24 protein-coding genes, 1 pseudogene and 2 riboswitches are annotated in these 25,556 nt (G+C 31.4%); of the genes and pseudogenes, 21 read left to right on the forward strand and 4 right to left on the reverse strand.

The window, feature by feature from the left end; all coding sequences use genetic code 11:
• Window positions 1-29 precede the first annotated feature (29 nt).
• The 3 genes from KPL54_RS11840 to KPL54_RS11850 form a co-directional block, all read right to left on the reverse strand.
• Complete coding sequence (locus KPL54_RS11840) at window positions 30-989, reverse strand: methyl-accepting chemotaxis protein (protein ID WP_216106749.1); 960 nt, start codon at window positions 987-989, stop codon at window positions 30-32.
• 16 nt (window positions 990-1,005) lie between these two features.
• Complete coding sequence (locus KPL54_RS11845) at window positions 1,006-1,761, reverse strand: DUF438 domain-containing protein (protein ID WP_216106750.1); 756 nt, start codon at window positions 1,759-1,761, stop codon at window positions 1,006-1,008.
• Between the two features lie 217 nt (window positions 1,762-1,978).
• Window positions 1,979-2,689 (reverse strand): Crp/Fnr family transcriptional regulator, encoded by a 711-nt coding sequence (locus KPL54_RS11850; RefSeq protein WP_216106751.1) that lies wholly within the window; start codon window positions 2,687-2,689, stop codon window positions 1,979-1,981.
• 234 nt (window positions 2,690-2,923) lie between these two features.
• Here KPL54_RS11850 and KPL54_RS11855 point away from each other — a divergent pair, with 234 nt between their 5' ends.
• The 16 genes and pseudogenes from KPL54_RS11855 (at window position 2,924) to cbiM (ending at window position 18,519) form a co-directional block, all read left to right on the forward strand.
• A complete protein-coding gene (locus KPL54_RS11855) occupies window positions 2,924-4,156 on the forward strand; it encodes an FprA family A-type flavoprotein (protein ID WP_216106752.1) in 1,233 nt (410 codons plus the stop codon).
• A gap of 21 nt (window positions 4,157-4,177) precedes the next feature.
• Window positions 4,178-4,903 (forward strand): iron-sulfur cluster repair di-iron protein, encoded by a 726-nt coding sequence (gene ric / locus KPL54_RS11860; protein ID WP_216106753.1) that lies wholly within the window; start codon window positions 4,178-4,180, stop codon window positions 4,901-4,903.
• Between the two features lie 165 nt (window positions 4,904-5,068).
• On the forward strand, window positions 5,069-5,230 hold the full coding sequence (gene rd / locus KPL54_RS11865; RefSeq protein ID WP_216106754.1) for a rubredoxin: 162 nt from the start codon (window positions 5,069-5,071) through the stop codon (window positions 5,228-5,230).
• A 176-nt stretch (window positions 5,231-5,406) separates the two neighbouring features.
• A complete protein-coding gene (locus tag KPL54_RS11870; protein ID WP_216106755.1) occupies window positions 5,407-5,778 on the forward strand; it encodes a CoA-binding protein in 372 nt (123 codons plus the stop codon).
• Window positions 5,779-5,962: 184 nt separating this feature from the next.
• Window positions 5,963-7,609, forward strand: coding sequence for a hydroxylamine reductase (hcp, locus tag KPL54_RS11875; RefSeq protein WP_216106756.1), 1,647 nt, complete (start codon window positions 5,963-5,965; stop codon window positions 7,607-7,609).
• Window positions 7,610-7,794: 185 nt separating this feature from the next.
• Window positions 7,795-7,875 (forward strand): annotated as a pseudogene (gene moaC / locus KPL54_RS11880) (cyclic pyranopterin monophosphate synthase MoaC); the annotation flags it as partial.
• Between the two features lie 140 nt (window positions 7,876-8,015).
• Entirely contained in the window at window positions 8,016-10,130 is a 2,115-nt protein-coding gene (locus tag KPL54_RS11885; protein ID WP_216106758.1) for a nitrate reductase, read from the forward strand.
• Window positions 10,108-10,518, forward strand: a complete 411-nt coding sequence (locus KPL54_RS11890) for a 4Fe-4S dicluster domain-containing protein (protein ID WP_216106759.1) — start codon at window positions 10,108-10,110, stop codon at window positions 10,516-10,518. Before KPL54_RS11885 ends, KPL54_RS11890 begins: the two co-directional genes overlap by 23 nt.
• A complete protein-coding gene (locus KPL54_RS11895) occupies window positions 10,519-11,745 on the forward strand; it encodes an NAD(P)/FAD-dependent oxidoreductase (protein WP_216106760.1) in 1,227 nt (408 codons plus the stop codon).
• A gap of 22 nt (window positions 11,746-11,767) precedes the next feature.
• Window positions 11,768-13,084: an MFS transporter gene (locus KPL54_RS11900; protein WP_216106761.1), complete on the forward strand. Its 1,317-nt coding sequence runs from the start codon at window positions 11,768-11,770 to the stop codon at window positions 13,082-13,084.
• Window positions 13,081-14,298, forward strand: coding sequence for a molybdopterin molybdotransferase MoeA (locus tag KPL54_RS11905; RefSeq protein ID WP_309245385.1), 1,218 nt, complete (start codon window positions 13,081-13,083; stop codon window positions 14,296-14,298). The genes KPL54_RS11900 and KPL54_RS11905 overlap by 4 nt, the downstream gene beginning before the upstream one ends.
• Window positions 14,276-14,815 carry a molybdopterin-guanine dinucleotide biosynthesis protein B gene (mobB, locus tag KPL54_RS11910; protein ID WP_216106762.1) on the forward strand — a complete coding sequence of 180 codons (540 nt, stop codon included), beginning with the start codon at window positions 14,276-14,278 and terminating at the stop codon, window positions 14,813-14,815. Before KPL54_RS11905 ends, mobB begins: the two co-directional genes overlap by 23 nt.
• On the forward strand, window positions 14,815-15,369 hold the full coding sequence (locus KPL54_RS11915) for a molybdenum cofactor guanylyltransferase (RefSeq protein WP_216106763.1): 555 nt from the start codon (window positions 14,815-14,817) through the stop codon (window positions 15,367-15,369). The genes mobB and KPL54_RS11915 overlap by 1 nt, the downstream gene beginning before the upstream one ends.
• Before the next feature lie 323 nt (window positions 15,370-15,692).
• Entirely contained in the window at window positions 15,693-16,646 is a 954-nt protein-coding gene (gene cbiQ, locus KPL54_RS11920; protein WP_216106764.1) for a cobalt ECF transporter T component CbiQ, read from the forward strand.
• On the forward strand, window positions 16,639-17,454 hold the full coding sequence (locus KPL54_RS11925) for an energy-coupling factor ABC transporter ATP-binding protein (RefSeq protein ID WP_253203444.1): 816 nt from the start codon (window positions 16,639-16,641) through the stop codon (window positions 17,452-17,454). Before cbiQ ends, KPL54_RS11925 begins: the two co-directional genes overlap by 8 nt.
• 24 nt (window positions 17,455-17,478) lie before the next feature.
• Window positions 17,479-18,519, forward strand: coding sequence for a cobalt transporter CbiM (cbiM, locus tag KPL54_RS11930; RefSeq protein ID WP_216106765.1), 1,041 nt, complete (start codon window positions 17,479-17,481; stop codon window positions 18,517-18,519).
• A gap of 47 nt (window positions 18,520-18,566) precedes the next feature.
• Here cbiM and KPL54_RS11935 read toward each other — a convergent pair whose 3' ends face one another.
• Complete coding sequence (locus tag KPL54_RS11935; RefSeq protein WP_216106766.1) at window positions 18,567-21,020, reverse strand: transglycosylase domain-containing protein; 2,454 nt, start codon at window positions 21,018-21,020, stop codon at window positions 18,567-18,569.
• 658 nt (window positions 21,021-21,678) lie between these two features.
• Here KPL54_RS11935 and rd (KPL54_RS11940) point away from each other — a divergent pair.
• The 5 genes from rd (KPL54_RS11940) to KPL54_RS11960 all read left to right on the forward strand — a co-directional run bounded on the left by rd (KPL54_RS11940) (window position 21,679) and on the right by KPL54_RS11960 (window position 25,491).
• The gene (gene rd / locus KPL54_RS11940) at window positions 21,679-21,840 is read left to right on the forward strand and encodes a rubredoxin (RefSeq protein ID WP_171295777.1); all 162 of its coding nucleotides are present in this window, start codon (window positions 21,679-21,681) and stop codon (window positions 21,838-21,840) included.
• A 257-nt stretch (window positions 21,841-22,097) separates the two neighbouring features.
• Window positions 22,098-22,433 (forward strand): YnfA family protein, encoded by a 336-nt coding sequence (locus KPL54_RS11945; RefSeq protein ID WP_216106767.1) that lies wholly within the window; start codon window positions 22,098-22,100, stop codon window positions 22,431-22,433.
• 98 nt (window positions 22,434-22,531) lie between these two features.
• Window positions 22,532-22,652, forward strand: a riboswitch (SAM riboswitch).
• 83 nt (window positions 22,653-22,735) lie between these two features.
• Window positions 22,736-22,836, forward strand: a riboswitch (SAM riboswitch).
• Window positions 22,837-22,957: 121 nt separating this feature from the next.
• Window positions 22,958-23,953, forward strand: coding sequence for a methionine ABC transporter ATP-binding protein (locus KPL54_RS11950; RefSeq protein WP_216106768.1), 996 nt, complete (start codon window positions 22,958-22,960; stop codon window positions 23,951-23,953).
• Window positions 23,954-24,610: a methionine ABC transporter permease gene (locus KPL54_RS11955; protein ID WP_216106769.1), complete on the forward strand. Its 657-nt coding sequence runs from the start codon at window positions 23,954-23,956 to the stop codon at window positions 24,608-24,610.
• 80 nt (window positions 24,611-24,690) lie between these two features.
• Window positions 24,691-25,491: a MetQ/NlpA family ABC transporter substrate-binding protein gene (locus KPL54_RS11960; protein WP_216106770.1), complete on the forward strand. Its 801-nt coding sequence runs from the start codon at window positions 24,691-24,693 to the stop codon at window positions 25,489-25,491.
• Window positions 25,492-25,556: the final 65 nt, after the last annotated feature.

Consider the following 25,556-nt stretch of genomic DNA (forward strand, 5'->3'; position numbering starts at 1 on the left):
TACAATTTCTTTGTCGGTAACATATGTTACTAAACTAACTCTTTACTATATGTTGTTAAGTGTGTTTTTATTTCTTCTAATTTTTGCTCCACAACACTTGCTTCTTTTATGTGGTTTATTATACTATCGGAAGTGATTTTTAATATTTCATCAACATCTACTATTTCTTTATTCATGTTTTCAATGTGTCGCTTTTGCTCAGTTAGAAGCTTCATTACCCCATTTACTTCCTGTTCAACTTTTGATACGGAAGATAGACTACCCTCTATTTTTTCTACAGCATTGCTAGAAGCACTAACGCCTTTAGCTATAACCTCATTGGATTTACTAGAATTATCCAGAACTACTTTTGTTTCGTTTTCTATGCCTCCTATTAAGGTTGAGATGTCCTTAGTACTTTGTTTAGTCATTTCTGCTAGCTTTTTTATCTCACCTGCAACTACTGCAAAACCTTTTCCTTCTTCTCCTGCCCTAGCGGCTTCGATGGCTGCATTTAATGCTAGGAGATTTGTTTGGCTTGCTATATTCGTTATTAACTGGACAACTTCATTTACTTTGCTAAACTTTCTTGCCAATTCATTTATACTTTCTGTATTGGTTTTATTCTCATTTTCTAAAGACTTTATTATTTCCACTATTTCGTAAATCGCGTCCTTGCCCGCATAAGATTTCTTAACTGTATCTTGTGTAATCTCTATAAGAGTATTTCCTTCTGAGTATAAATTGTCTGTTAAGTCGTTAGTATTTTTTGTCGACTTAGAAATTTCATTCATATGAATCTTTACTTTATCAGTAAGTTCACCTAAAATATTATGATCACTATCTACAATATGGTGCTGTTTTACAGTCTCCGATAATAACTTGCTCATATCTTGAATAAAACCAGTAGTTTCATTATGAAATTGTACTTCCATCTGTGATGTTTCTTGTTCATCAAAAGCTATATTATTTTTTACATCTATAGATTTTTTATTTTTAAATAAACCCATTTGCTCTCCTCCTAAATTAAACTCTAGGTGTAAATCCACAATAACCTATCTCATCACATCTTCTTTTCATATCATTCCAGATGTCTTTTCCTTGTATAGCTTCTATTGCTGTAGGATATAGAATATAGTTTTCTTTAAATATGTGATCTCTCATATTAAATATGATATATTTTGCTGACTCATCTACTTTTTCTTTGAATTCATTGAAGTTTACTTCAGATGCTTCTTCTACTGTTAATTTTAAAAATTCTTTCTTAGCTTTTATATCCTCATGTTCCATTCTCATAATCCGGGTTGGTCCAGTAATTTCTCTGCTCTCCATCTCAGTAAACAACACCTTTTCCTCTCTTTGGTGATGATTCTCTGCATCTAGTATATTAAATATAATAGTATTTAATTCTTTAATTTCTTCTAAACTGTTAATATATTTTTCTGTCTTTTGGATTTTAGAATTAACTTCTTCAAGAAGCGTCAAGAATTCAAGGATTTTATCGTGTTCAGCAATAAGGGTATACACAACATGACCTGGTTCAATCTTTGTTTTAATTTTATCAAGTTCGCCTTTTAAAACTTCCATGTGTATATCACAAAGATGTCTTAAATCTTGAGGCTTCATTCCTTTTTCTATTAAATTTTGCTCTGCAATTGAAAGTTCAACAGGACTTATATTTGAAACAATATCTAAGGCTTCTTTTCTTAAAGCTTCAGTTACACCCTCTTGATTTAGTTTTTGCAAAACTTGAGTTAATTTTTCTATTTTTTTGTTATCCATTTTTAAAATCTCCTTTTTAAATCTATTTTTATAAATTTTGTTTCCATGACACAATTCTAATTAATTTTGATCTATAAAAATGTGATTTAAATCAAAATAGTAAAATATTATTAATAATAGAATACTAGTTTTTATAATATAAGACGGTAACTTATGTTACAAGTTAAAAAAATCAACCTAAAAGCTTATACAATAGCCTTTAGGTTGATTTGAGATTTTATTCTACATATGCTCTTAACATATCTATTTGTTTTATAATCAGTACTTTGTTGCCATTAAGACTAATAATACCTAGTTCCTCAAATATGCTGAGTTTTCTACTTATAGTTTCTCTTGTGACTCCAACATAATTTGCCATTTCTTCCCTATTAATAGGTAAGTTGATTTTAAGACCTTGACTTACAGTGACACCATACATATCTGCAAATTCTAAAAGCATAAATGCAATTCTTATTTCAACATCATTAGTAGCTAGATTTTGAGCAAGATTTTCAGTTTGAGTTAGACGTTTTGAGATAACTTGTAATAACTTTAAGGATATTTCAGGGTTACTCATGATAATTCTGTCCATATCCTGTTTGGTTAATGTACATATTTTAACATTTGATATAGCATAAGCATCAAAAGTATATATTTCATCATTACTAAATAGGCTTAATTCTCCAAAGAAATCACCACTAGTGAAGATATGAACTATTTGCTGCTTACCTTCTTTTGTTAACTTAGATATTTTTACTTGACCTTCATTAATAATAAATAAGGTATCTGATTTTGCGCCAAGACTACAGAGCATATCTCCCTTTTTATAGACTTTATGTCCTGTCATACCAACAATTTTTGTAAGTTCATCATCAGATAGAAATGAAAAGATTGGTACTTTCTTAGCACACAGGCTATGATTACAATTTTCGCAATTACACTCTTCCATATATATCACCTACCGTTTAATATCATAACATTTTTAATTTATCGGGGTCAAATAATAATAAATATATTTTTTAATATTTTTCTTTTGTGATTTGAATCATATTTTTAAAATTAAAATAATTGTAGAATAGGGTCATAGGAAAGCAACAATGTGTGAGAATAAATTAAAATATAAAATTAATAAAAATATTGAATTAATACAAATATGGATCAATTAATTTAGGAGGAATACATTATGAGTAAAAAAATTATGCTAAGTGACAATATATACTGGGTTGGTAAGGTGGATGATAGGGATGTACCTTTTCATAGATTAATATTAACTAAAGGAACCACTTATAATAGTTATTTATTAATGACTGAGAAACCTACAGTAATAGATACTGTTGATATGAGCTTTGGACGTGAATTTGTAGAAAATTTAAAAAGTTTAATTGAACTTGAAAAGATCGAATACATTGTAATTAACCATACTGAACCTGACCATTCTGGTTCACTTGGAAGTTTGGCTGCTAAAGCAAAAAACGCTGTAATTGTATGCACAAGCCTAGCCGTAGATCAGCTTAAGGAAATGTATAAACTTCATAACAGAGAATTCTTAGTTGTAGGAGATGGAGACACTCTTGATATAGGGGGTAAAACACTAAAATTTATAGAAACACCTTATCTTCATACAGCGGAGACAATGATAACTTATTGCATCGATGATAAAATTTTATTTCCTTGCGATATATTTAGTACACACGTAGCAAATTATGAGTATTTTAATGATATGGCAAAAGAGGACATAAATGATGATTACATTGGATATTATAAATTGATAATGCACCCTCATAGAAGATATGTTCAAAATATGATAAAGAAAATCAGAAAATTAGACATAAAGATCATAGCACCATCTCATGGTTATATTATTCGAGATAAGGTTCAAGGTTTTATAGATATTTATGATGATATGAGTAAAAATGGAGAGATAGACAAAAAAGCGTTAATTCTTTATTCTACTATGACAGGTAGGACAAAAAAGATTGCTACTATTATTAAGGAAGATTTTGAAAATCAAAATATACACTCTGAAATTATGGATGTAAATAAAACACCAAAAGAAGAAGTAATGAAAGCTATTAATGAAGCTGACGCTATTTTCTTTGGTAGCTCCACAAAATATGCAGATATTATTGGAAATATGGAAGAAATACTTAAAAGTCTCAGTGGTTTAAGCCTAGAAAACAAGATAGGGGCAGCTTTTGGTTCTTATGGTTGGAGTGGAGAAGCTATAGAAGTAGTTCAGGATTATTTGAAGAGGACTGATATTAAAGTTTTAAGTACCTCGGATGTAATTAAGTCTACTGGTATGATCGATATAGAGTTCCCAATAAGAATTAGGTTTTCACCAAGTCTTAACAATATAAAGAGCATTGAAAGTGCAGTTATTTATACTACTGATTTATTACTTAGTTCGATATAAAAATATTAGGAGGAATTAATTATGGAAAAAATTATAAATGGAAACCAAAACCTTGGAGAGATAGTTTCAATTTTCCCGGGTGCTGCAGAGATTTTCAATAGGTATAAAATAGATTATTGCTGTGGTGGACATGATACTTTAGCAGGAGCAATGGATGTCATAGAAATAGATAATGAAAAAGTAATTGAAGAACTTAATAATGCATATGAGGTGTTTATAAGGACTAATTCAGAGTATAAAGATTGGAGAAAGGAAAAACCTTCAGCATTAATTAAACACATAGTACAAACGCATCATGAATTTACAAAAAAACAGCTTAGAGAAATAGATATTCTATTATTAAAAGTACTTAAGGTTCATTTTAAGCTTCATAGTGAGGAACTATTAAAAGTTCATAGAAACTTTGGAACTTTGAAAATAGAACTTGAGGAGCACCTTATAAAAGAAGAGGAGAACCTATTCCCCCTTATTGAAAGCTTTGAAATAACAAAGGATGAGAATGTCTTATCAAAAATACACCGAATTATAAAGGATACAGAGAGTGAGCATGATGCAGCTGGAAATATAATCAAAGAATTAGAGAAGATAACTAGAGATTTTAATGCGCCAGAAGGAGCCTGTACTTCTTTCAAACTTGTATACACAAAAATTCATGATTTAGAAAAAGATCTATTCATTCACATTTATCTTGAAAATAGTGTTTTGTTTAATATGCTTCAAGAGAAAAAGGGTTGCTCTATAAATTAAGCAATCTGTTAAACTTAAAAATCCCATCATGAGAAAATCCATGATGATGATGATGATGATGATGCATTAGTCAGGTGTAAAGATTTTGGTAAGAGTATAGGAGAAGTTATAGGATAGACTATATAGTAGTTTATAATATTAATTAAATTTAAAGGAGATATTTTTATGGATAAATATGTTTGTTTAGTATGCGGATACATTTATGATCCTGCAGAAGGAGATCCAGATGGTGAAGTAAAACCGGGTACTAAGTTTGAGGATATTCAAGAAGATTGGGTATGTCCATTATGTGGAGTTCCAAAATCAGATTTCGAAAAAGTTGAATAAAATTTCGTAAGTAGTGCAAAAAAAGCGGAAGAACAATGTCCAGTGGGAGCCATAACGTTGGAGTAACAATTAAAATTGAGATATATAACAAAAGAGGGAGGAAAGATTATGAAAATAGAGAAAATATCAGATACTATAGTATATAGTGAAGAGAAATTTACTAGGAGAGGATAATATTGAAAGCGAATGAATTATTAAATTATAAAAACTGGATTGTGGTTGGTGATGTATTAAACCATTCTAAATATGCATATAAAATATTGAATTCATTGAAAAAGGATGGATTTAATGTAGTGGGTGTAAATCCGTCTGCTAATGATAAAGAAGTTTATAACAGTCTAAGGGATATTCCATATAAGGTAGAAGTTTTAGACCTGTGCATTAATCCATATAAGGGTATTAAAATTCTGCAAGAGGCTAACGTGTTAAAAATAGATAAAGTACTTATTCAACCAGGGGCTGAAAGCCCTGAGATAATTGAATTCTGTAAAGTAAATGGAATATTAGCAATAGAGGGATGTGCTTTAGTAGAATTGTCAAAAGCATAGAAATTTTTTAAAGTGTAAAAATAAGATGTAAATGGAGCTCTGAGGCATGCCTTAGAGCTTTATTTAACATAAATCAGGTGGTTGTTAAAGATAAATATGCCAATATTACTTATAATATTGTATATTTAGACAAGAATAGTGTAATATGATGTTAGAATCATATAAAAAATTAGGAGGGTTACATATGCAAGGAAAAATGTTTTGTTTTCAATGTGAACAAACTTTCGGTGGAACCGGTTGCACTAAAATGGGAGTCTGTGGAAAAACTCCAGAGATTGCAGCAATGCAGGATCTTCTTATCTATCAGTTAAAAGGAATAAGTTGTTATGCTACTAAACTTTTAGCTAGAGGAGAAAAAATTGATAAGTCATGGGTTTCATTTGTTGAAAATTCATTGTTTATGACGCTAACTAATGTAAACTTCGATCCAAAGTCTCATATGGATATGCTTGAAAAATCTCAAGTAATAAAAGAAGAGGCACGAAAAAAAGCAATAGATGAAAATGTAACTAGCGAGGAAGCACTATATAATTTAAGTGATACTAAAGAACAAATTCTTGAAGATGCTAAAAAAGCAGGCGTTATGTATGATGAAAATTTAGATGCAGATATTCGCTCAGTTCGTGAAACTATAAAATATGGACTAAAAGGAATTGCGGCATATGCGCACCAAGCCAGGTTTATTAAATACAATAGCGATGATGTTGATGATTTTTATTTTATAGCCCTAGCAGTACTTACTGATAATAGTTTAAATCTTCAAGACCTTATCAAGTATTTAATTAAAACTGGAGAGACCAGCGTTAAGGTTATGAAAGTATTAGATAAAGGTAATAATGAGAAATATAACGCTCCTACACCTACAAAGGTTAATGTAAATATTAAAAAAGGACCATTTATCGTAATTTCGGGTCATGAGTTAAGGGACCTTGAAATGTTACTTGAGCAAACAGAAGGCACAGGAATAAATATTTATACTCATGGTGAAATGTTACCTTCACATGGCTATCCTAAGCTAAACAAATACAAACATTTAGTAGGTAACTTTGGAGGAGCATGGCAGAATCAACAAAAGGAATTTGATGGTATACCTGGTTGTATTTTAATGACAACAAATTGTTTAATGAAACCAAAAGATTCTTATAAAGATAGGATCTTCTCAACAAGTGTTGTTGGCTGGGATGGTATAAAACATATTGAGGCAGGTAAGGCTGGTCATAAGGATTTTTCTGAAATAATAAGTAAAGCACTAGAACTGGGTGGCTTTGAAAAAGATGAGGAAGTTAAAGAAATCCTTGTTGGATTTGGACATATTGCAACCTTAAGTCACGCAGAAACAATTGTGAATGCAGTTAAAGAAGGTAAAATTAGACACTTCTTCTTAATCGGAGGATGTGACGGTGCAAGATCAGGAAGAAATTATTACACAGAATTTGCACAGAAGGTTCCCAAAGATTGTATTATTCTTACTTTAGCCTGTGGCAAATACCGATTTAATAAATTGGAGTTTGGTGAAGTTGCAGGATTACCAAGATTACTTGATATAGGGCAATGTAATGATGCCTATTCTGCAGTTAAAATAGCACTAGCTTTAGCGGATGCTTTTAAATGCACTATTAATGATCTACCATTATCATTGATTATAACTTGGTATGAGCAGAAAGCTGTTGCTGATCTATTAGCATTATTATCACTTGGAGTAAAAGGAATTTACCTAGGACCAACACTCCCTGCTTTCTTAAGTCCTAATGTATTACAATTTTTAATTGATACTTTTGATATTAAACCAATAAGTACACCAGAAGATGATTTAAAACAAATATTAGGGTAAAAATAATATATCAAATTAGAAATAATAAAGTTTAGAATTGTGAAAACAGTTTTAAGCTTTATTATTTTTAATTTTAAAGGAACGTGATATTAGTCACATATTTTTTTCTATTGTAGTGATAGACTAAAGTACATAGTGAAAAAAATAACAAAGTTTTCATGGCTGAGGGTATTAAAATAAACTTAGAAGACTCTAAAATTGAGATAACTGCAACGACAAAAACTATAGGAAAGACTGAAATTGAAATGGAAGCGCTTACAGTAGTATAAATACAATAAATAAACAACCTTAAAAAATAGACACAAGTGACACATGGAATATATTATTTGACCAGTGGAACTCCCCCTTTTAAATGAATATAAAAGGATGGTTTTTATAAAATTAAAAAAAGTGGAGATGTTATAATATGAAAAAAATACAATCAGTTTGTAATTATTGTGGGCTTGGGTGCAATTTAGACTTTCAAGTAGAAAATGGTGAAATTATGATGGTGTCACCAACGGAAAATTATCCTGTAAATAAGGGATTCTGTTGTATAAAGGGATTAAATCTAGATAAACAGTGTACAAAAATCAAGGGTAGAAGATCACCTCTTTTAAGAAATGATAAAAATGAGATGGTGGAAATTTCTTGGAAAGAGGGTTTTGAAACTTTTGTTAAAAGGATGACTGCAATACAAAAACATCATGGGTCTGAAAGTGTAGCCTTTATAAGTACAGGACAAATTACTACGGAAGAAATGGCACTTTTAGGGCATGTAGGTAGAAACTATATGGGTATAAACGGTGATGGTAACACAAGGCTATGTATGTCAACTTCGGTTGTTGCTCATAAGCAAAGTTTTGGGTTTGATGCTCCCCCATATACCTTAAATGATGCCCAGCTTTCAGATACGATAATACTTATTGGAGCAAACCCTGTTGTGGCGCATCCTATTTTCTGGGAACGCGTAAAGGATAATAAGAATGCCAAGATAATAACAATTGATCCAAGAAAATCGGAAACTGCAAGAAATTCAGATATTTGGGTAGATATTAAGCCAAAGGGAGATTTAATACTTTTCTATACATTAGCTAATGTATTAATTGAGAATGGGTGGATAGAAAATAGTTATATAGAAAACTATACAGAAGGGTTTGAAGAGTTTAAGTCGCATGTTAGCAAGTTCACCTTAAAGAATGTAGAAAAAATTACAGGAATATCTGAAAAAAGAGTACTGGAACTTGCAAGAATTATCCATAATGGCAAGAGGGTTTCTTTCTGGTGGACAATGGGTATTAACCAAGGATATGAGGGTGTTAGAACGGCGCAAGCAATAATAAACCTTGCACTTATGACGGGGAATATTGGCAGAGAAGGAACTGGTGCAAATTCATTAACAGGTCAATGTAATGCAATGGGTTCAAGAATATTTAGTAACAGTTCAGGGCTTTATGGTGGCGGAGAGTATGATAATGTAGAACGCAGAAAAGCCGTAGCAGAAGCTTTGGAAATTAAGGAAAGTTTATTACCATCAAAACCCACATTACCTTACAACGTAATCATAGATAAGATAAACAAAGGTGAAATAAAGGGGTTATGGGTAATCTGTACGAATCCACGACACTCTTGGACAAATAATCAAGAATTTAAAAAAGCTGTGGATAAACTAGAGTTTTTCGTAGTACAAGATATATATGAGGATACTGATAGTGCTAAACTTTGTGATTTATTTCTACCTTCCGTTCCTGCAATTAAAAAAACAGGAGTAATGATAAATACTGAGCGTCGGATGTCAGCTATTTTACCAATACTTGAAAAAGAAGATGGCGAACTAACAGATTATGAGATACTTCTGGGAATTGGTAAAGAGTTAGGAATGGGAAGTTTACTTGATAATTGGAAAACACCTGAAGACGCTTTTGAATTAATGAAAAAATGTTCAAAGGGAATGCCCTGTGATATTACAGGAGCTACTTATGAACTTTTAAGTGGTTCAAAAGGCATACAATGGCCATTTAAAGAAGGTCAATTATTAAAAGAAGATGAAAGAAGATTATATGAAGATAATAAATATTATACGACCTCTAAAAAAGCTAATTTTGTGTTTGGAGATCCAATAAAAAATCCAATTGAGATTTCGATAGATTTCCCTTATACACTTAATTCAGGTAGAGGAACAGTAGGTCAATGGCATACTCAAACAAGAACAAGAGAAATGGATGCCGTAAACGCTATAACACAAAAAGAAGCCTATGTTAATATAAATCCTGAGTTAGCTAAGGATTTAAATATAGAGCAAAATGAGAAAATTAGATTATCATCATGTAATGGTGTTAAAAGTGAATTTATAGCAAAAATAACTGGTAGTGTAAAGAAGGAGCATTTATATGCACCAATTCATTATATTGAAACGAACTCATTGACTCCATCAGTATTTGATCCATATTCAAAGGAACCATCATATAAAACGGTATCTGTAAATATAGAAAAAATTAATGTGGAAGGAGCAGGTGAGTATGAAAAGAATCAAGATAGATAGAAAAAAGTGTATCGGTTGCTTAACTTGCACTACTTCATGTATAGTAGTGCATAATTCAGAGGAAACAAGAAGTAGAATAACAGTTGATAGTAAGGGTGTGTATGCCCCAATATTTTGCAGACATTGTGACAAACCAGAATGTGTGTATACATGCATGAGTGGTGCAATGAGCAAAGAAAGCAAAACTGGATTAGTTAGTTATGACAAAAATAGATGTGCTAGTTGTTATATGTGCGTAATGGCATGCCCTTATGGGGTTTTAAAGGCAGATGCTAGGACCAGTAAAGAAATTATGAAATGTGATATGTGTAGTAGCACAAGCACTGGTACACCTCAATGTGTTGCCAAATGTCCTATGGCAGCAATTACGCTGCAGGAGGTATTATAAATGAGATATGTAGTTATTGGGGCATCGGCTTCAGGGATTAGCGGAGCTAGAACGCTAAGAATGCTAGATGATAAAGCAGAAATAGTATTAGTATCAAAAGATGAAAATGTATATTCAAGATGTATACTTCATCATTATATTTCAGGACATAGAAATATAAAAGAGTTAGATTTTACGGAAAAGGACTTCTTTGAAAAAAATAATATTAAGTGGATTAAAGGGGTTAAGGTAACAGCTCTTAATGATGGTGAAAAAAACCTTTCACTTTCAAATGGAGATATACTAAAATATGATAAACTTTTAATTTCAAGTGGAGCCTCAGCGTTTATTCCTCCCATTGAAAATTTAAGGCAGGCCAGTAATGTAGTAGGACTTAGAAATCTTGAAGATGCAATAATAATAAAGCGACAAGCGAGTAAGGTTAAAAATGTAGTTGTATTAGGGGCTGGTCTTGTGGGGATAGATGCATTAAGTGGTCTTATAGATAGAGGTGTAAATATTTCTTTAATAGAAATGAGCAAGAAGATACTCCCATTACAATTAGATAAATATACATCAAAAGTTTATGAGGATAAATTTAAAGAAAATGGTGTAAATCTAAAGTTAGATGTTAAAGCTGAAAAATTAATAATTGATGAAAATAAAAATCCTAAAGCATTATTATTAAACACTGGAGAAGAAGTGCCATGTGAACTTGTAATAGTAGCTACAGGAGTTAGATCAAATGTTGGTTTTCTTGAAAATAGCGGTGTAGAAACTGATAGATTTGGTTTAATTATAAATGAGAAAGGTGAGACTAATATAGAGGGTGTTTATGGCGGAGGAGATGTAACTGGAAGGAATCCTATATGGCCAACAGCTGTTAAAGAAGGCATAATAGCAGCAAATAACATGTTCGGGAATGAAATGATAATGACAGACTTCTTTGGAAGCAAGAATACAATGAATTTTGTAGGGATAGCTACAATGTCCCTTGGGATGATAGAACCTACTGATGGAACTTATATTGAAGAAGTGAAAATAGATGGATCAAACTATAAAAAGATAATACATAAAGATGGAAAAATTTACGGTAGCATAATTCAAGGGGATCTATCTTATGCTGGTATATTAACACAACTTATTAGAGAAAAAATAGATATATCTAAAGTTAAAAAACCACTATTTGAAATAGATTATTCAGAGTTCTTTAATGAAGAAAAAAACTTTGAATTTAGTTATAAGTAATTAATAAAACGGGGGGGAAATAATGAATATTGTAAATGTAAAAGGAAATTCAAAACAAGGACTAACGGGAGCAACTACTGGTTTTTTTGTAGGATTTGCGGCCGTTGCTCTCTATGGAGCTACAATTGCCGTATTTAAAGAAAGTTTTTTAACTCTTAGCCCTATTCTATTAGCGCTACTTATTGCAATACCAAATTTGTCCGGCTCTTTACTTAGGATTCCATTTGCAGCTTGGGTAGATATCAATGGAGGAAAAAAACCTTTTATCATTTTACTTTCTCTTTCAATAATCGGTATGGCTGGTTTGTATGTAGTTATGGCTTTCTTTAGACAAAATTTAGGCAATTATTATTATTTATTGTTAATTTTTGGAGCATTGTCAGGTTGTGGTATAGCTACATTTTCTGTTGGAGTTAGTCAAGCATCCTATTGGTTTCCACAAAGTAAGCAGGGAATGGCTTTGGGTATATATGGAGGAGTTGGAAACTTGGCGCCAGGGATATTTACACTGCTACTGCCAAATGTGGCCCTGCCATTACTAGGGTTATCTGGTTCTTATTTAGCTTGGTTAATATTTTTAATATTAGGAACTATAACTTATTGTATTATAGGGAAAAATGCATGGTATTTTCAATTAATTAAGGCAGGAGTAAAAAAAGATGAAGCAAAAAAAATATCTTCAACAAAATATGGTCAGGAATTATTTCCTAATAATAAAATTAGTGAAAGCTTGATGATTTCTGCAAAGACCTGGAAAACTTGGGCACTTGTTGTGGTTTATTTTACTACATTTGGAGGATTTTTAGCACTAACAAGTTGGTTGCCTACTTACTGGATGAGTTTCTTTAAATTAAGTTTAAAAATGGCAGGTGCTTTAACTGCTATGTATTCAATTTCTGCATCTATTACTAGGGTTTATGGTGGAAAGATAGCGGACAAGTTTGGAGGAGAATCTACATCAATTATAGCACTTATTATAATGCTTTCAGGAGCAGTATGTATGACAATTACTAGCTCAATGCCTTTAGCTGTTGTAGGAGTTTTACTTTTAGCTGTTGGAATGGGTGTAACAAATGCTGCTGTATTTAAAATACTTCCAAAAGAGGTTCCTCATGCAATTGGAGGAGCAGCAGGATGGGTTGGAGGATTAGGAGCTTTTGGAGGTTTCGTTATACCACCTTTGATGGCATCTTTTATAGATAAAACAGGTAAAAGTCTAAGCGGATTTTCAAATGGATTTATAATATTTATAGTATTAACAATAATTTCACTTGTAATTGTAGGTTCATTTAAAATGGGGTCAAAGAATTTAAAAAGGAATAAGAAGGTTAGTTTATGATGATTGAAGTAGGTCAAGCAAAGAAAATAATTAACGAGGAAGCGAAATTGTTAAATCGTGAAAAGAAATACGAGAAAGTATATATTTTAGATTCACTTAATAGAGTTTTATCCGAGGATATTTACTCGCTAGATAACTTGCCACCTTTTGATAAATCAGCAATGGATGGTTACGCTATAAGAAGTCTAGACACACAAAACAAAGAAAATGTAATACTTAAAGTTAAATCACTAATAAAAGCGGGAGATTTTTGTGAAGAACCTTTAAAAGAGAATGAAGCCTATAAAATTATGACAGGAGCAATGCTACCAATCGGTGCAGATGCAGTAATACAAATTGAAAGAGTTAAAGTTGAAAGCGATAATTTATATATTTGCGAAGAGGTTAAAAAAGATAATAATATCATAAAATTAGGAGAAGAGATTCTAAAGGGAGATGTACCTTTAAAAAAGGGTACTTTAATTAGACCGCCGGAGATTGGATTATTAGCTTCTTTAGGATATGAGTTTATAAATGTCTATAAAGCCCCTACTGTTGGTATAGTAATAACTGGTGATGAGCTAATAGACATAAAATCTGAAATTGAAAAAGGAAAAATAAGAAATAGTAATGAATATTCGCTAAAGGCTTTAATAAAAAATTCAAATGCAGAAGTGTTTTCAGTGGGAATAGTTAAGGATGATAAGACAGCTCTAAAAGAAAAAATGTTATTAGCTTTTGAAAAATCAGATATTGTTATTACTTCTGGAGGAGCTTCTGTTGGGGATTATGATTTTGTAAAAGATATTCTGCTGGAAATAGAAGCAGATATTAAATTCACATGTGTGGCCATTAAACCAGGGAAACCTACATCTTTTGCAGTGTATAATAGCAAATTATTTTTTGCTCTGCCTGGTAATCCTTCAGCATTAATAAATACTTTTGAAGAATTCGTAAAACCTGCTATAAGGTCTATGAGGGGTATTTACGGAAATGAATCTGATGAATTTCCAGTGATTTTAAAGAATGATTTTAAAGCTAAAGCAGGAAGAGAAAAATATATATTTGTTAAAATTAAAAAAGAAGATGGAGTTTATTATGCATATAATTCAGGGTCACAATGCTCCAACCACTTGCGTGCTATGTGTAATTCTAATGGTGTTATAATTATTCCTAAGAATGGTGGAAGTGTAAGGGCGGGTGAAGTAATAAATGGCAAATTCATTTTCAAATAAAAATAAGGGGATTTTAGTTCTTTCTATAGTAGCTATAAAATCAAATACTGGAAAAACAACCTTAATAGAGAAGCTAATTAAAGCTTTAAAACTTAGAAATTACAGCGTTGGTGTTTTAAAACATGATGCGCATAAATTTGACATAGATAAAGAAGGAAAGGATAGTTTTAAGTTTAGCGAGGCTGGTGCAGATAACGTAATAATATCTTCTTCTGAAAAACTAGCTATGATTCAAAAAGTGGAAAAAGAAGTACCTATAGATGAAATTCTTTTACTTTTTAAAGATATAGATATTGTTTTAATAGAAGGATATAAAGATAACAATTTTCCTAAAATAGAGGTGCACAGAAAAGACGGAGATTCTAATCTGCTTTGCACTAATCCAAAATTTGAGTTTTCACAAATTATAGCGCTTGCCACTGACGAGGATGTAAATGTGGATATTCCCCTATTAGATTTAAATGATGTTAATTCGATTTGTGATTTTATAGAGAGTAAGTTAATAGAGGAGAATTAATGATAAATAAAACATTAGCAATATTAGCTGGCGGGCAAAGTAGTAGGATGAATTATAATAACAAAGCTTTACTTAAATATAAAGAAAAAACGTTTATAGAACAAATAATACGGGCAGGTAGTAGCTATAAAGAAATAATAATAATTGCAAATAACAAAGAAATCTATGAAGAATTTAAGATTAAAGTTATCGAGGACATTTATAAAGGGCATGGACCGCTTGGTGGTATTCACGCAGCACTAGCTAATTCATCTACAGAATATTGCCTATGTATAGCCTGTGATATGCCTCTTATTAGTGAAGAAATATTAGATATATTAGGTAGTTTTGAGGAGGATTATGAAGTGTTAGTGCCGAAGGTTAATAATAGATTGCAACCTCTTTGTGCAATATATAAAAAGACTATTATAAATGATATTGAAAAAAGTCTTAAAGTAAATGATAATAAGATTCAAAAACTTATATTAAGTTTAGAATGTAAAGTAGTTGAAGGATTACCACATAGAGAGTTTTATAATATTAATACACTAGAAGACTATAATAATTTGAGGTGAAAATCAAGTATTATAGAAAAACATATTATTGATTTTATGCTTTATTTTTGTATACTTTAGTATCACTGTACGATAGAATAGTGGTACATAGTATTTTTATTAAACTATAGATCTATCATTTAATAAAAATATTAGATTTTAAGTTTTACAAATATTATAAATTAAAAATTTGTATGCTACGAGAGTATACTGTTTCTAAAAAAACAAATAAATGTATAATTTTATTAAAGACCACGAAGGTTGATTTCTGTATATCAGATATTAATTTTTGTGTTTTTATTTTTTTTGAGTTTTAAAGAAAGCTAATTTGAAGGAGAAACCAAATGGATTCGAAAAATCAAGTGCCGGATTGGTTGTTAAATAGTGGAGAACTAGGAATGTGCCCATGTGGGTGTATTGGTAAAAGGAAGAAAGGCAGTTTTCTAGAAAAGACTATTAATAGTATTGCTAAGCTTTTAAAGGAAGTTATTTTTTTTGAGGATATAGCGTTTCAAAAGGGTTTTCTACAAAAGTTAGATCCAAGAATAAAGGTAATATCTTTAATTATATTAATATTAACATCTACTTTAATTCATAATGTATTTATATTAACTATTCTTTATTTAATATCATGCATTTTAGCTAAGATGTCATATGTATCATTAAAATTATATTTTAAACGCATATGGTTAATTACGCCACTTTTTACAGGGATTGCTGTACTGCCATCGATTTTCAATTTTGTAAGACCTGGAACTACATTAGTTACTCTTATAAACTTTGGTCATCAAGTGCATTTGGGTCCACTAATATTTCCGTCTGTTCTTACGATTACATCGCAAGGAGTATCGGGAGCCATTTTGTTAATAGTTAGAGTTGGCGTTACGGTATCTTTAGCTTTTCTATTTACAACAACTACTAGGTGGGCTAATTTGTTAAAGGCATTACGAGTTTTGCTTTTACCAAAAATATTTATTACAACTCTGGAAATGTGTTATCGTTATATCTTTATATTATTAAATATAACAACAGATATGTTTGTTGCAAGAAAGAGCAGAACCTTTAGTAAAGCTTCCTCAAAAGAGGGTCGTCATTTTGTCTCTAATGCCATTGGAAGTCTCTTTGGTAAAAGTTATGCTTTAAGTGAAGAAGTTTATGGAGCTATGCTATCAAGGGGGTATAAAGGTGAGCCTGTTATTATGAATAGGTTTCGCTTTACTTTACTTGATTTCCAATGGCTTTTAGGTGTTATAATTTGTGTTTTAGCAGCTTTTGGAGGTGAAATTATTCTTGGATAGGGAAAAAGTAATGGAGCTTCGCGATGTTTCATTTGAATATTTGCCTAGTGAAATGGTACTTAAAGATATAAATTTAGATATTTATAGTGGGGAAAAGGTAGTTATTTTAGGTGCTAATGGGTCAGGTAAATCTTCACTTTTAAAGATCCTTAATGGCTTGATATTCCCAAGTAAAGGTGAGTATGACGCTTTTGGTCAACTTGTTACAGAAGAAACATTAAATGATGAGCAGTTTGCGCAGGCTTTTCGCCAAAGAATTGGGTTTATATTTCAAAATTCCGATGCCCAATTGTTTTCTACAAATGTATGGGAAGAAATAGCTTTTGGACCACTACAGATGAAGCTTAGCTTTAAAGAAGTAGAAGATAGGGTTAATGGCATTATCCGAATGCTTGAACTAGAAGCATTGAAAGATAGGCCACCATATAGATTAAGTGGTGGTGAGAAAAAGAAAGTAGCTATTGCATCTGTATTATCAATAAATCCAAAAGTTTTGATATTGGATGAACCTACGAATGGCTTGGATCCAAGAAGTCAAAGATGGCTAATTAACCTATTAGTAAAACTTAATAATGCAGGCAAAACTTTAATTACATGTACTCATAATTTAGACATTGTCGAAGAAATAGCTGATAGGGTAATAGTTTTTAATGAAGATCATAAGATAGTTGCTAGTGGTTCACCTAAGGATATATTATCAAATAAAGAATTATTACTTTCTGTAAATCTTATAGATGAGCATTATCATAGACATGTTCACGCAATTGATAAAAGCATGCAGCATGATCATTATCATAGTCATGAATAGTCTTAATTTTAAGGAGGAGATATTATGCATATACCTGATGGATACTTAAGTCCCCAAACATGTGCTGTACTTGGAGCTGTAGCGATTCCGATAATAGGAATAGCCGCAATAAAGTTAAAGAAGACATTAAAGGACAAGCAAGTTCCACTACTTGCAATTGGAGCAGCTTTTTCGTTTACTATTATGATGTACAATGTACCAATACCTGATGGTACTACTGCTCATGCGGTTGGAGCTTCACTACTCGCAATAATTTTAGGCCCTTGGGCTGCAGTAGTTGGAGTGAGTATTGCACTCATAATCCAAGCGTTTTTCTTTGGAGATGGTGGAATTCTTACACTAGGGGCTAACATTTTCAACATGGCATTTGTGATGCCTTTCGTAAGCTATTATGTATACAAGTTAATATCAGGTAATTCTGAAATTTCATCAAAACGTAGATTTATTGGCTCGATTATAGCGGGATATGTAGCAATTAATATTGGTGCCTTGTGTACTGGAATTGAGCTTGGGATTCAACCATTATTATTTCATAAACTTGATGGTACTCCATTATATGCGCCATATACATTGATGCAAACATTGCCCGCTATGATGTTTGCACATCTTGTAATAGCAGGACCTGTTGAAGGAATAGTAACAGGACTAGTAGTAAAATATATGCAAAAATCGAATTCTGCCATGCTTATGATTTATCCACCTAAAAAATCTTTACCTGGAAAATTTAAGATGATAGGTAGTTTAAAGAAGTATTGGTATGTTTTGATAACTTTAATTATTTTTGCACCGCTTGGATTATTAGCTAATGGGACTGCTTTTGGAGAATGGTCTAGTGATGATTTAAAATCAAAGATTGGATTTATCCCAGAGGGCATGGCAAAGTTTTCAGATAAATGGAATTTTATGTTGCCAGATTATTCTGTGCCAGGATTTGGTGATAATTTCTTTAAGTCATCTTTAGGGTACATATTTTGTGCAATTGTTGCTTTAATAATAATATTAGCTATAACTGGAATTATAAGCTTTCTGCAGAAAAGAAAAAATGCTACTAACAATGTTAATTAAAAAGGGTAAATGTTATTTTAACATTTACCCTTTTTAATAAAATTTTTCTAGTTATGTGTATTAGTATTAGTTTTAGGAGTGTTATTTGATTTAGGTGTATTTACGTTAGTGCCATTGCTGTTATTAGTATTTGTTCCGGTACCATTTCCAGTACCGGTACCAGTACCATTTCCAGTACCGGTACCGGTACCAGTACCAGTACCAGTACCAGTTCCAGTGTCGGTACCGGTCCCAGTTCCGGTTCCAGTTCCAGTACCGGTTCCATTGCCAGTTCCGGTACTAGCCCCAGTGCCAGTACCATCAGTTTTCGTAGGTGTCTTTTCTTTTGCAGGTGTTTCTAAATTAGATTTCTTGTTGGTAGTTTTTTGATCATAATTTAGCTTGTTTTTACTTGTATTATTTGATTGATAGTTATCGTCGCTTTTTAAGTTGCTACCATTTGGGTTTAGAGCGATGTATAACGTATCCATTAATACTCCGTTTTTATCAATTACCGTATTAGGTCGGGTGAAGTCCTTTTGAACTAAACCTTGATGTAGATATTCCATATACTCTTTCCATATTTGGCCAGGTTCCCTAGCTCCAAACATGTCTTGAGCAGTGGGTGTATCATCTCCTACCCATACAGAGGTTGTATAGTAGGGAGTATACCCTATAAACCAACAATCTTTTGATTCGTCAGTAGTTCCTGTTTTGCCTGCAGCATAAGGATAGTCATTAAGGGATAAACCATTTCCTGTTGAATAACTTTCTGTTAATACACTCTTTAAAGTATCAGTCATAAGGTAAGAAGCACCACTATCATAAACCTTAGTTTGCTTATATTTGTTTTCAAACAATACTTGATTAATTACTGTATTAGTTATTTTACTTACGTTTGTTGGTTCTATAAATTTACCGTTTCTCGAAAGGGTTGAGTAACCTGAAGCCATTTCAACAGGGGTGACACCCTTTGTAAAACCGCCGATTCCAGCTACAGGGTATTCCTCGGGGGTTATATATTTGAAATTCATATTTTGCAAATATTTCAGCGATTTCTTTACACCATTGTCTTTTACTAATCTAACTGGAATGGTGTTTATAGATATATCAAGCGCATATTTCAAAGAAACAGAGCCACGGAATATATGGTCATCATTATTTACTTTATCTATTGGTGCATCTACATATTCACTTGCTGGAATGTATCCTCTTTCAAATGCAGGAGTATACGCTATTAATGGCTTTATAGATGAACCGGGCTGTCTTACCCCTAAAGAGGCCCTATTAAAGGTGTTGCCATATTGACTTCTGCCTCCAACTATAGCTACAACTTCTCCTGTGTTATTATCTATTGTGACGCTTGCACCTTGTTTTTTATATAAACCAGATGTTTTAGATGTTTGTGAATAGTTTGCTAGCTTATTATCTACTACACTTTGTAATTTTTCTTGCTTTGTAGTATCGATAGATGTATCTATTCTATATCCACCACTAAGAAGAGTTTTTTCCTTGTCTGCATATTCAGTTTTATACTTAGCAAAATAAGTTTCACTATCTTTATCATTACTAAAAGAATATCTTGAAACAAAACCATCTTGCTCCATTAATTTTAGTGTTGCATTATGAATGGCATATTCAACACTGTAGTCTACAGGTGCTGTTTTTACATAAGGCTTTACATTTAGCTTAATAACTTCTGCTTTTGCGGTATCGAATTCTATTTGTGATATTTTTCCTAAACTTAACATCTTATCTAAAACTAAATTTCTTCTATTTAGTGCATTATCCATGTGCTTAATAGGGTTATAGTAAGATGGATTGTTAGGAATCGACGCAAGCAGAGCTATTTGCGAAACATCTAAGGCCCTGTTACTCTTTTGAAAGTAAAATTGCGCAGCACTTTCAATGCTATAACAGCCATTACCGTAGTTTATGTTGTTTACATAAAATTCCAATATTTGCGCTTTGGAATATTTTTTTTCTAAATCCAGTGATATAACAGACTCTTCTAATTTTCTCCATATAGTTACGTCAAATGTAAGAAATACATTTCTTGCTAATTGTTGCGTTATTGTAGAACCACCTTGAAGCACAGCTCCTTTGGATTTTATATATACCCAAATGGATCTTCGTATACCTTTATAGTCTATACCATTATGTTCATAAAACCTCTCATCTTCAATTGAAGTGACGGCTTGGCTTATATATGGATTCAAGTCAGCATCTTTTGTGTAATAATATGAGTTGGTCTTAAATTCTTTTAATAGCACGCCTTTATTATCGTAAACTTGAGTTGGCTTTCTGGTATTAAAAGCAGTGTCATTTATGTTTTTGGCTATGGTGTTACCGGCTGCAATTGTTGATTTTATTTTAGCGTTATATTTAATATAAATATATCCTGAAGCTGCTGAAACTGATAAGAAAATTACAACAAAAAATATCAATAAACATTTAACAACTTTTTTCCAAAGTTTCTTTTTGATTTTTGTTGGTTCTATGATTTTTGCATTATCATTCATTAATATTCCTCCTTTTTTTTTATCCTACAAAAAAGAAATTGTCCAGGTGGTTTTTTTGGACGATTATGATTTTTGTATACACAATGGAGGTGCCGTTTTGTGTAAGGTGTATTTGGATGAGTAGTAAGGGATAATTAGTCGCCACAAGTAATGTTCTATTTTAAATTAAAAAAATGTATCTGAGAAACTATATATTAAGGAAGCACTACAAGTTCTTATTATACTATTAAAAAAGGTATTATGTTATGTAAATATAATACAATTATTTTACATTATTGTCAATAAGATGGTAACAAACCGATTGGTACTCATTATTTGCTAATTATAATTAAATATTAGCAAAGTGAATTTATTATAAGAATAAGCACTAAATTATACTTTATATATAATATATACCATATTATCATTATTTATATACTAATAATACATAATATGATAAAGATTTTCAACAACAAACCGGATATATTATATATGCAAGTTAGATTTTAATTATAAGGAATTAATTAAAATCTAGTAAATTAGATAAGGAAGATTGACATTATAAATAACATATATTATGATGAAATGGAATTAGAGAAATATGTAGATTATGAAAAGAACATGGGGAAAATAAATTGAGAAAAATCAATGAAAAAATTAATTCGGAGGAGATGTTTTTATGGATAAGTATGTTTGTTTGATATGTGGGTATGAATATGATCCAGAGGTAGGAGATCCAGACGGCGGAATAGCACCAGGTACTAAGTTTGCAGATATTCCAGAAGATTGGGTTTGTCCACTATGTGGAGTTTCAAAATCAGATTTTGAAAAAGTAGAATAAAAACAAAATACAATTAATATAATGTAATTTAAAGGCCAGGTATATTTAATAATAAACGATTAAATATATCTGGTTTTTTTGTATTCCATAAAAAGAAACTATGGTTTGAAATGTAAATTAATTGCAGCTCTGCAGGAGATGATTTAATTTGAAACTAAGTGTGAGTATGAGTATCAAGTGATATTGATATTGATACTCATTTGTGATATAGTAAATTGAAGTAACATATGGCGTTTGTCCATTAAGGAGATATATGTATGGGAATAATTAAATCAGCATTTTATTTTATAATAGCCGGAATATTTGAAATAGGCGGGGGTTACTTTGTATGGATATGGTTACGAGAGGGTAAAAGCGTTTGGTACGGAATTTGTGGAGCTATAGCGCTTATTGTATATGGTGTAATTCCGACTTTGCAACCTCCAAGTGCTAATTTTGGTAGAGTCTATGCAACATATGGTGGTATCTTCATTGTATTATCAATATTATGGGGTTGGAAGATAGATAATATAATTCCTGATAAATTTGATTTAATAGGTGGCGCTATAGCAGTAATTGGAGCTGTTATTATTATGTATGCTCCAAGAGGGTAGAATTTAATAAAAAATAAAATTTAAAAAAAGAATTATGGTTACTTCTTTACATATTAAACATATAGTGATACTATAGATATAATTTAATAAGTTAGTTATTCTCATCAAGAGAGATAGAGGGACCGGCCCGATGATATCTCGGCAACCATCAGACAGTAAATGCCTGAATAGGTGCTAATTCCTGCGTTAAGTTCATAGTAACTTAGCGGAAGATGAGAGAGGTGTCATTGAATATTTATACCTCTTTCATCGTTATTGGTGAAAGAGGTTTTTTGATTTTTTATAAATTAAAATTTAATAATGTCTTATCAAGAGAGGTGGAGGGACTGGCCCTATGAAACCCGACAACCAGTATCGCAAGATACATGGTGTTAAATCCTGCAGCATGGCTGCAAGATAAGAATAAGTTTGGAAGTAGTGCCCAAGTTTATTCTTGGGCACTACTTTTTTAGGAAAATAGATAACAATGGTTACAATAAAATTACAAAAATGAATTGTAAGGCATAAAGAGGAGCAGAGATATTATGATTAAAGTTAGTGGTGTAAGTAAAAGGTTTTCAGAGGTAAAAGTGTTAAGTAATGTTTCGTTTACAGTAGATAAGGGTGATATTTATGGTGTTATTGGTCATAGTGGTGCGGGAAAGTCTACTTTACTTAGATGTTTTAATGGACTTGAGACATATGATACAGGAACTATTAACATAATGGGCAAAGTGGTTAATGAGCTAAGCCGTAAAGAGCTTCGTGAGTTTAGAAAAGATGTAGGAATTATATTTCAAAGTTTTAACCTTATTAATAGTAAAAATGTTTTTGACAATATAGCATTTCCACTTGAAGTATGGGGGAAGGATAAGAGCTATATTAAGGAAAGAGTAGATAGCTTGATAGATTTGGTAGGTCTTAATGATAAAGTAAAAACAAACGTAAAGCAGTTAAGCGGAGGCCAAAAGCAAAGAGTTGGAATAGCAAGGGCATTAGCTCTAAATCCTAAAATATTACTTTGTGATGAGGCGACTTCTGCACTAGATCCTAAAACTACAAAATCTATATTACAGCTTTTAAGAGATATAAATAACAAATTTAATATAACAATCGTTGTAGTTACCCATCAGATGGAAGTGGTAAAAGAAATTTGTAATAAATTTATTCTTTTAGAAGGTGGTAAAATTAAAAGTCACGGATTTACGGATGAATTATTTATTAAACCAACAAAAGAGATGAAAATACTTATTGGTGAGGAAGAATTACTACCTAGTATTGGTTATAACATTAAAATATTTTTCACAAAGGAAATTACTCAAAGTTGTTTAATAACATCGCTAGCAAGAGAACTTGATATTGATTTTTCAATAGTATGGGGAAGGCTTGAAAAGTTTCGAGATAGTGTAATGGGTAGCCTTATTATAAATACGAATGAGGAAAATAAAGAAAAAATATTAAAGTATTTAGATGATAGATCTATAGAATGGGAAATTGATCTTGAATTAGAACAAGATGAATTAAATAAGGAGGGAGTATAAATGACATTTGAAGAGATTTTAATACAAATTTTACTGCCTGCGTTATTAGACACGTTATATATGGTAACATTATCCACGATTTTCACAGTTATTTTAGGGTTTATTGCAGCGGTTGGGTTAATTATAACTGGGCCTAAAGGGCTAAGACCAAATAGCTTAGTTTATAAAAGCTTAAATTTAGTAGTTAACATACTTCGTTCTTTCCCATTTATAATACTTATGATATCTATATTCCCTTTAACGAAGTTAATTGTTGGAACTACTATAGGTTCAACTGCAGCTATAGTTCCACTAACACTTGGAGCAGCTCCTTTTGCTGCAAGAATAATAGAATCTGCACTACTTGAGGTGGATTACGGGATTATTGAAGCAGCTAAATCCTTTGGTGCAAAAACTCATCAAATCATATTTAATGTTATGTTAAAAGAGGCACTTCCATCTATAGTTCTTGGAATTACATTAACTGTTATAAATATTATAGGATATTCAGCTATGGCTGGAGCAGTTGGTGGTGGAGGTCTTGGAGATGTAGCACAAAAATATGGATATTATAGATTCCAGACGGACATAATGATATACACGGTAATAATACTAATTATAATTGTGCAAGTCATACAAGCATTAGGAAATTTATTGTATAGAAAAATGATTAAATAAGATATTAGTGATATTTAACATCAAATATGATGATTGAATTATAAATTGCCAAAAAAGAAAGATTAAGAGGGGGCTTTAAAATGAAAAAAATATTAAGCATATTATTATCAGTAGTTGTAATTTTTACATTAGGTGCTTGTGGTACAAAGAAAGAGCCAGTAACAACTGATAAAAAAATTATCAAAGTAGGTGCTTCACCAATTCCTCATAAAGAAATATTAGAAGTTGTAAAACCAATCCTTGCGAAAGAAGGATACACTCTTCAAATAGTGGAATTTACCGATTATGTAACACCAAACACAGCAGTAGCTGAGAAGCAACTTGATGCAAACTTCTTTCAACATGTGCCTTATTTGACAGAATTCAGTAAGTCGAAAGGGTTAGATCTTGTTTGGACTGTAAAGGTCCATATTGAACCTATGGCTTTGTATTCTGCTAAATATAAAAAACTTAGTGATATAAAAGATGGAGCAAGTATAGTTATTCCAAATGATCCTACAAATGGTGCAAGAGCACTTAGAGTACTTGAAAAAGCAGGTTTAATAAAATTAAAAACTGGAGACCTTATTTCTAAAATTGATATTACAGAAAATAAAAAGAAATTGAATATAAAAGAATTAGAAGCTCCACAACTTCCAAGAGTTCTAAAAGATGTGGATGCAGCAGTTATAAATTCTAATTATGCAATGACTGCTAAATTAAAATTAACAGACGCTTTAGCCGTTGAAGCAAAGGATTCACCTTATGCAAATGTACTTGCTGTTAGAAAAGAAGATAAAGAGAAGCCTTATATAAAGGCACTTTCAAAAGCATTAACTTCTCCAGAAGTTAAGAAATTTATTTTAAGTAAATATAAGGGCGCTGTAATTCCAGCCTTTTAAAGTTAGGATTAGTTTTAAATAATTATAATAGTTTAAAAAATAAAATCACTTTGCTTTGAGCTTAA

Origin of the sequence: Clostridium estertheticum (assembly GCF_018861295.1) — a bacterium.
Classification (GTDB): Bacteria; Bacillota; Clostridia; order Clostridiales; family Clostridiaceae; genus Clostridium_AD; species Clostridium_AD estertheticum_D.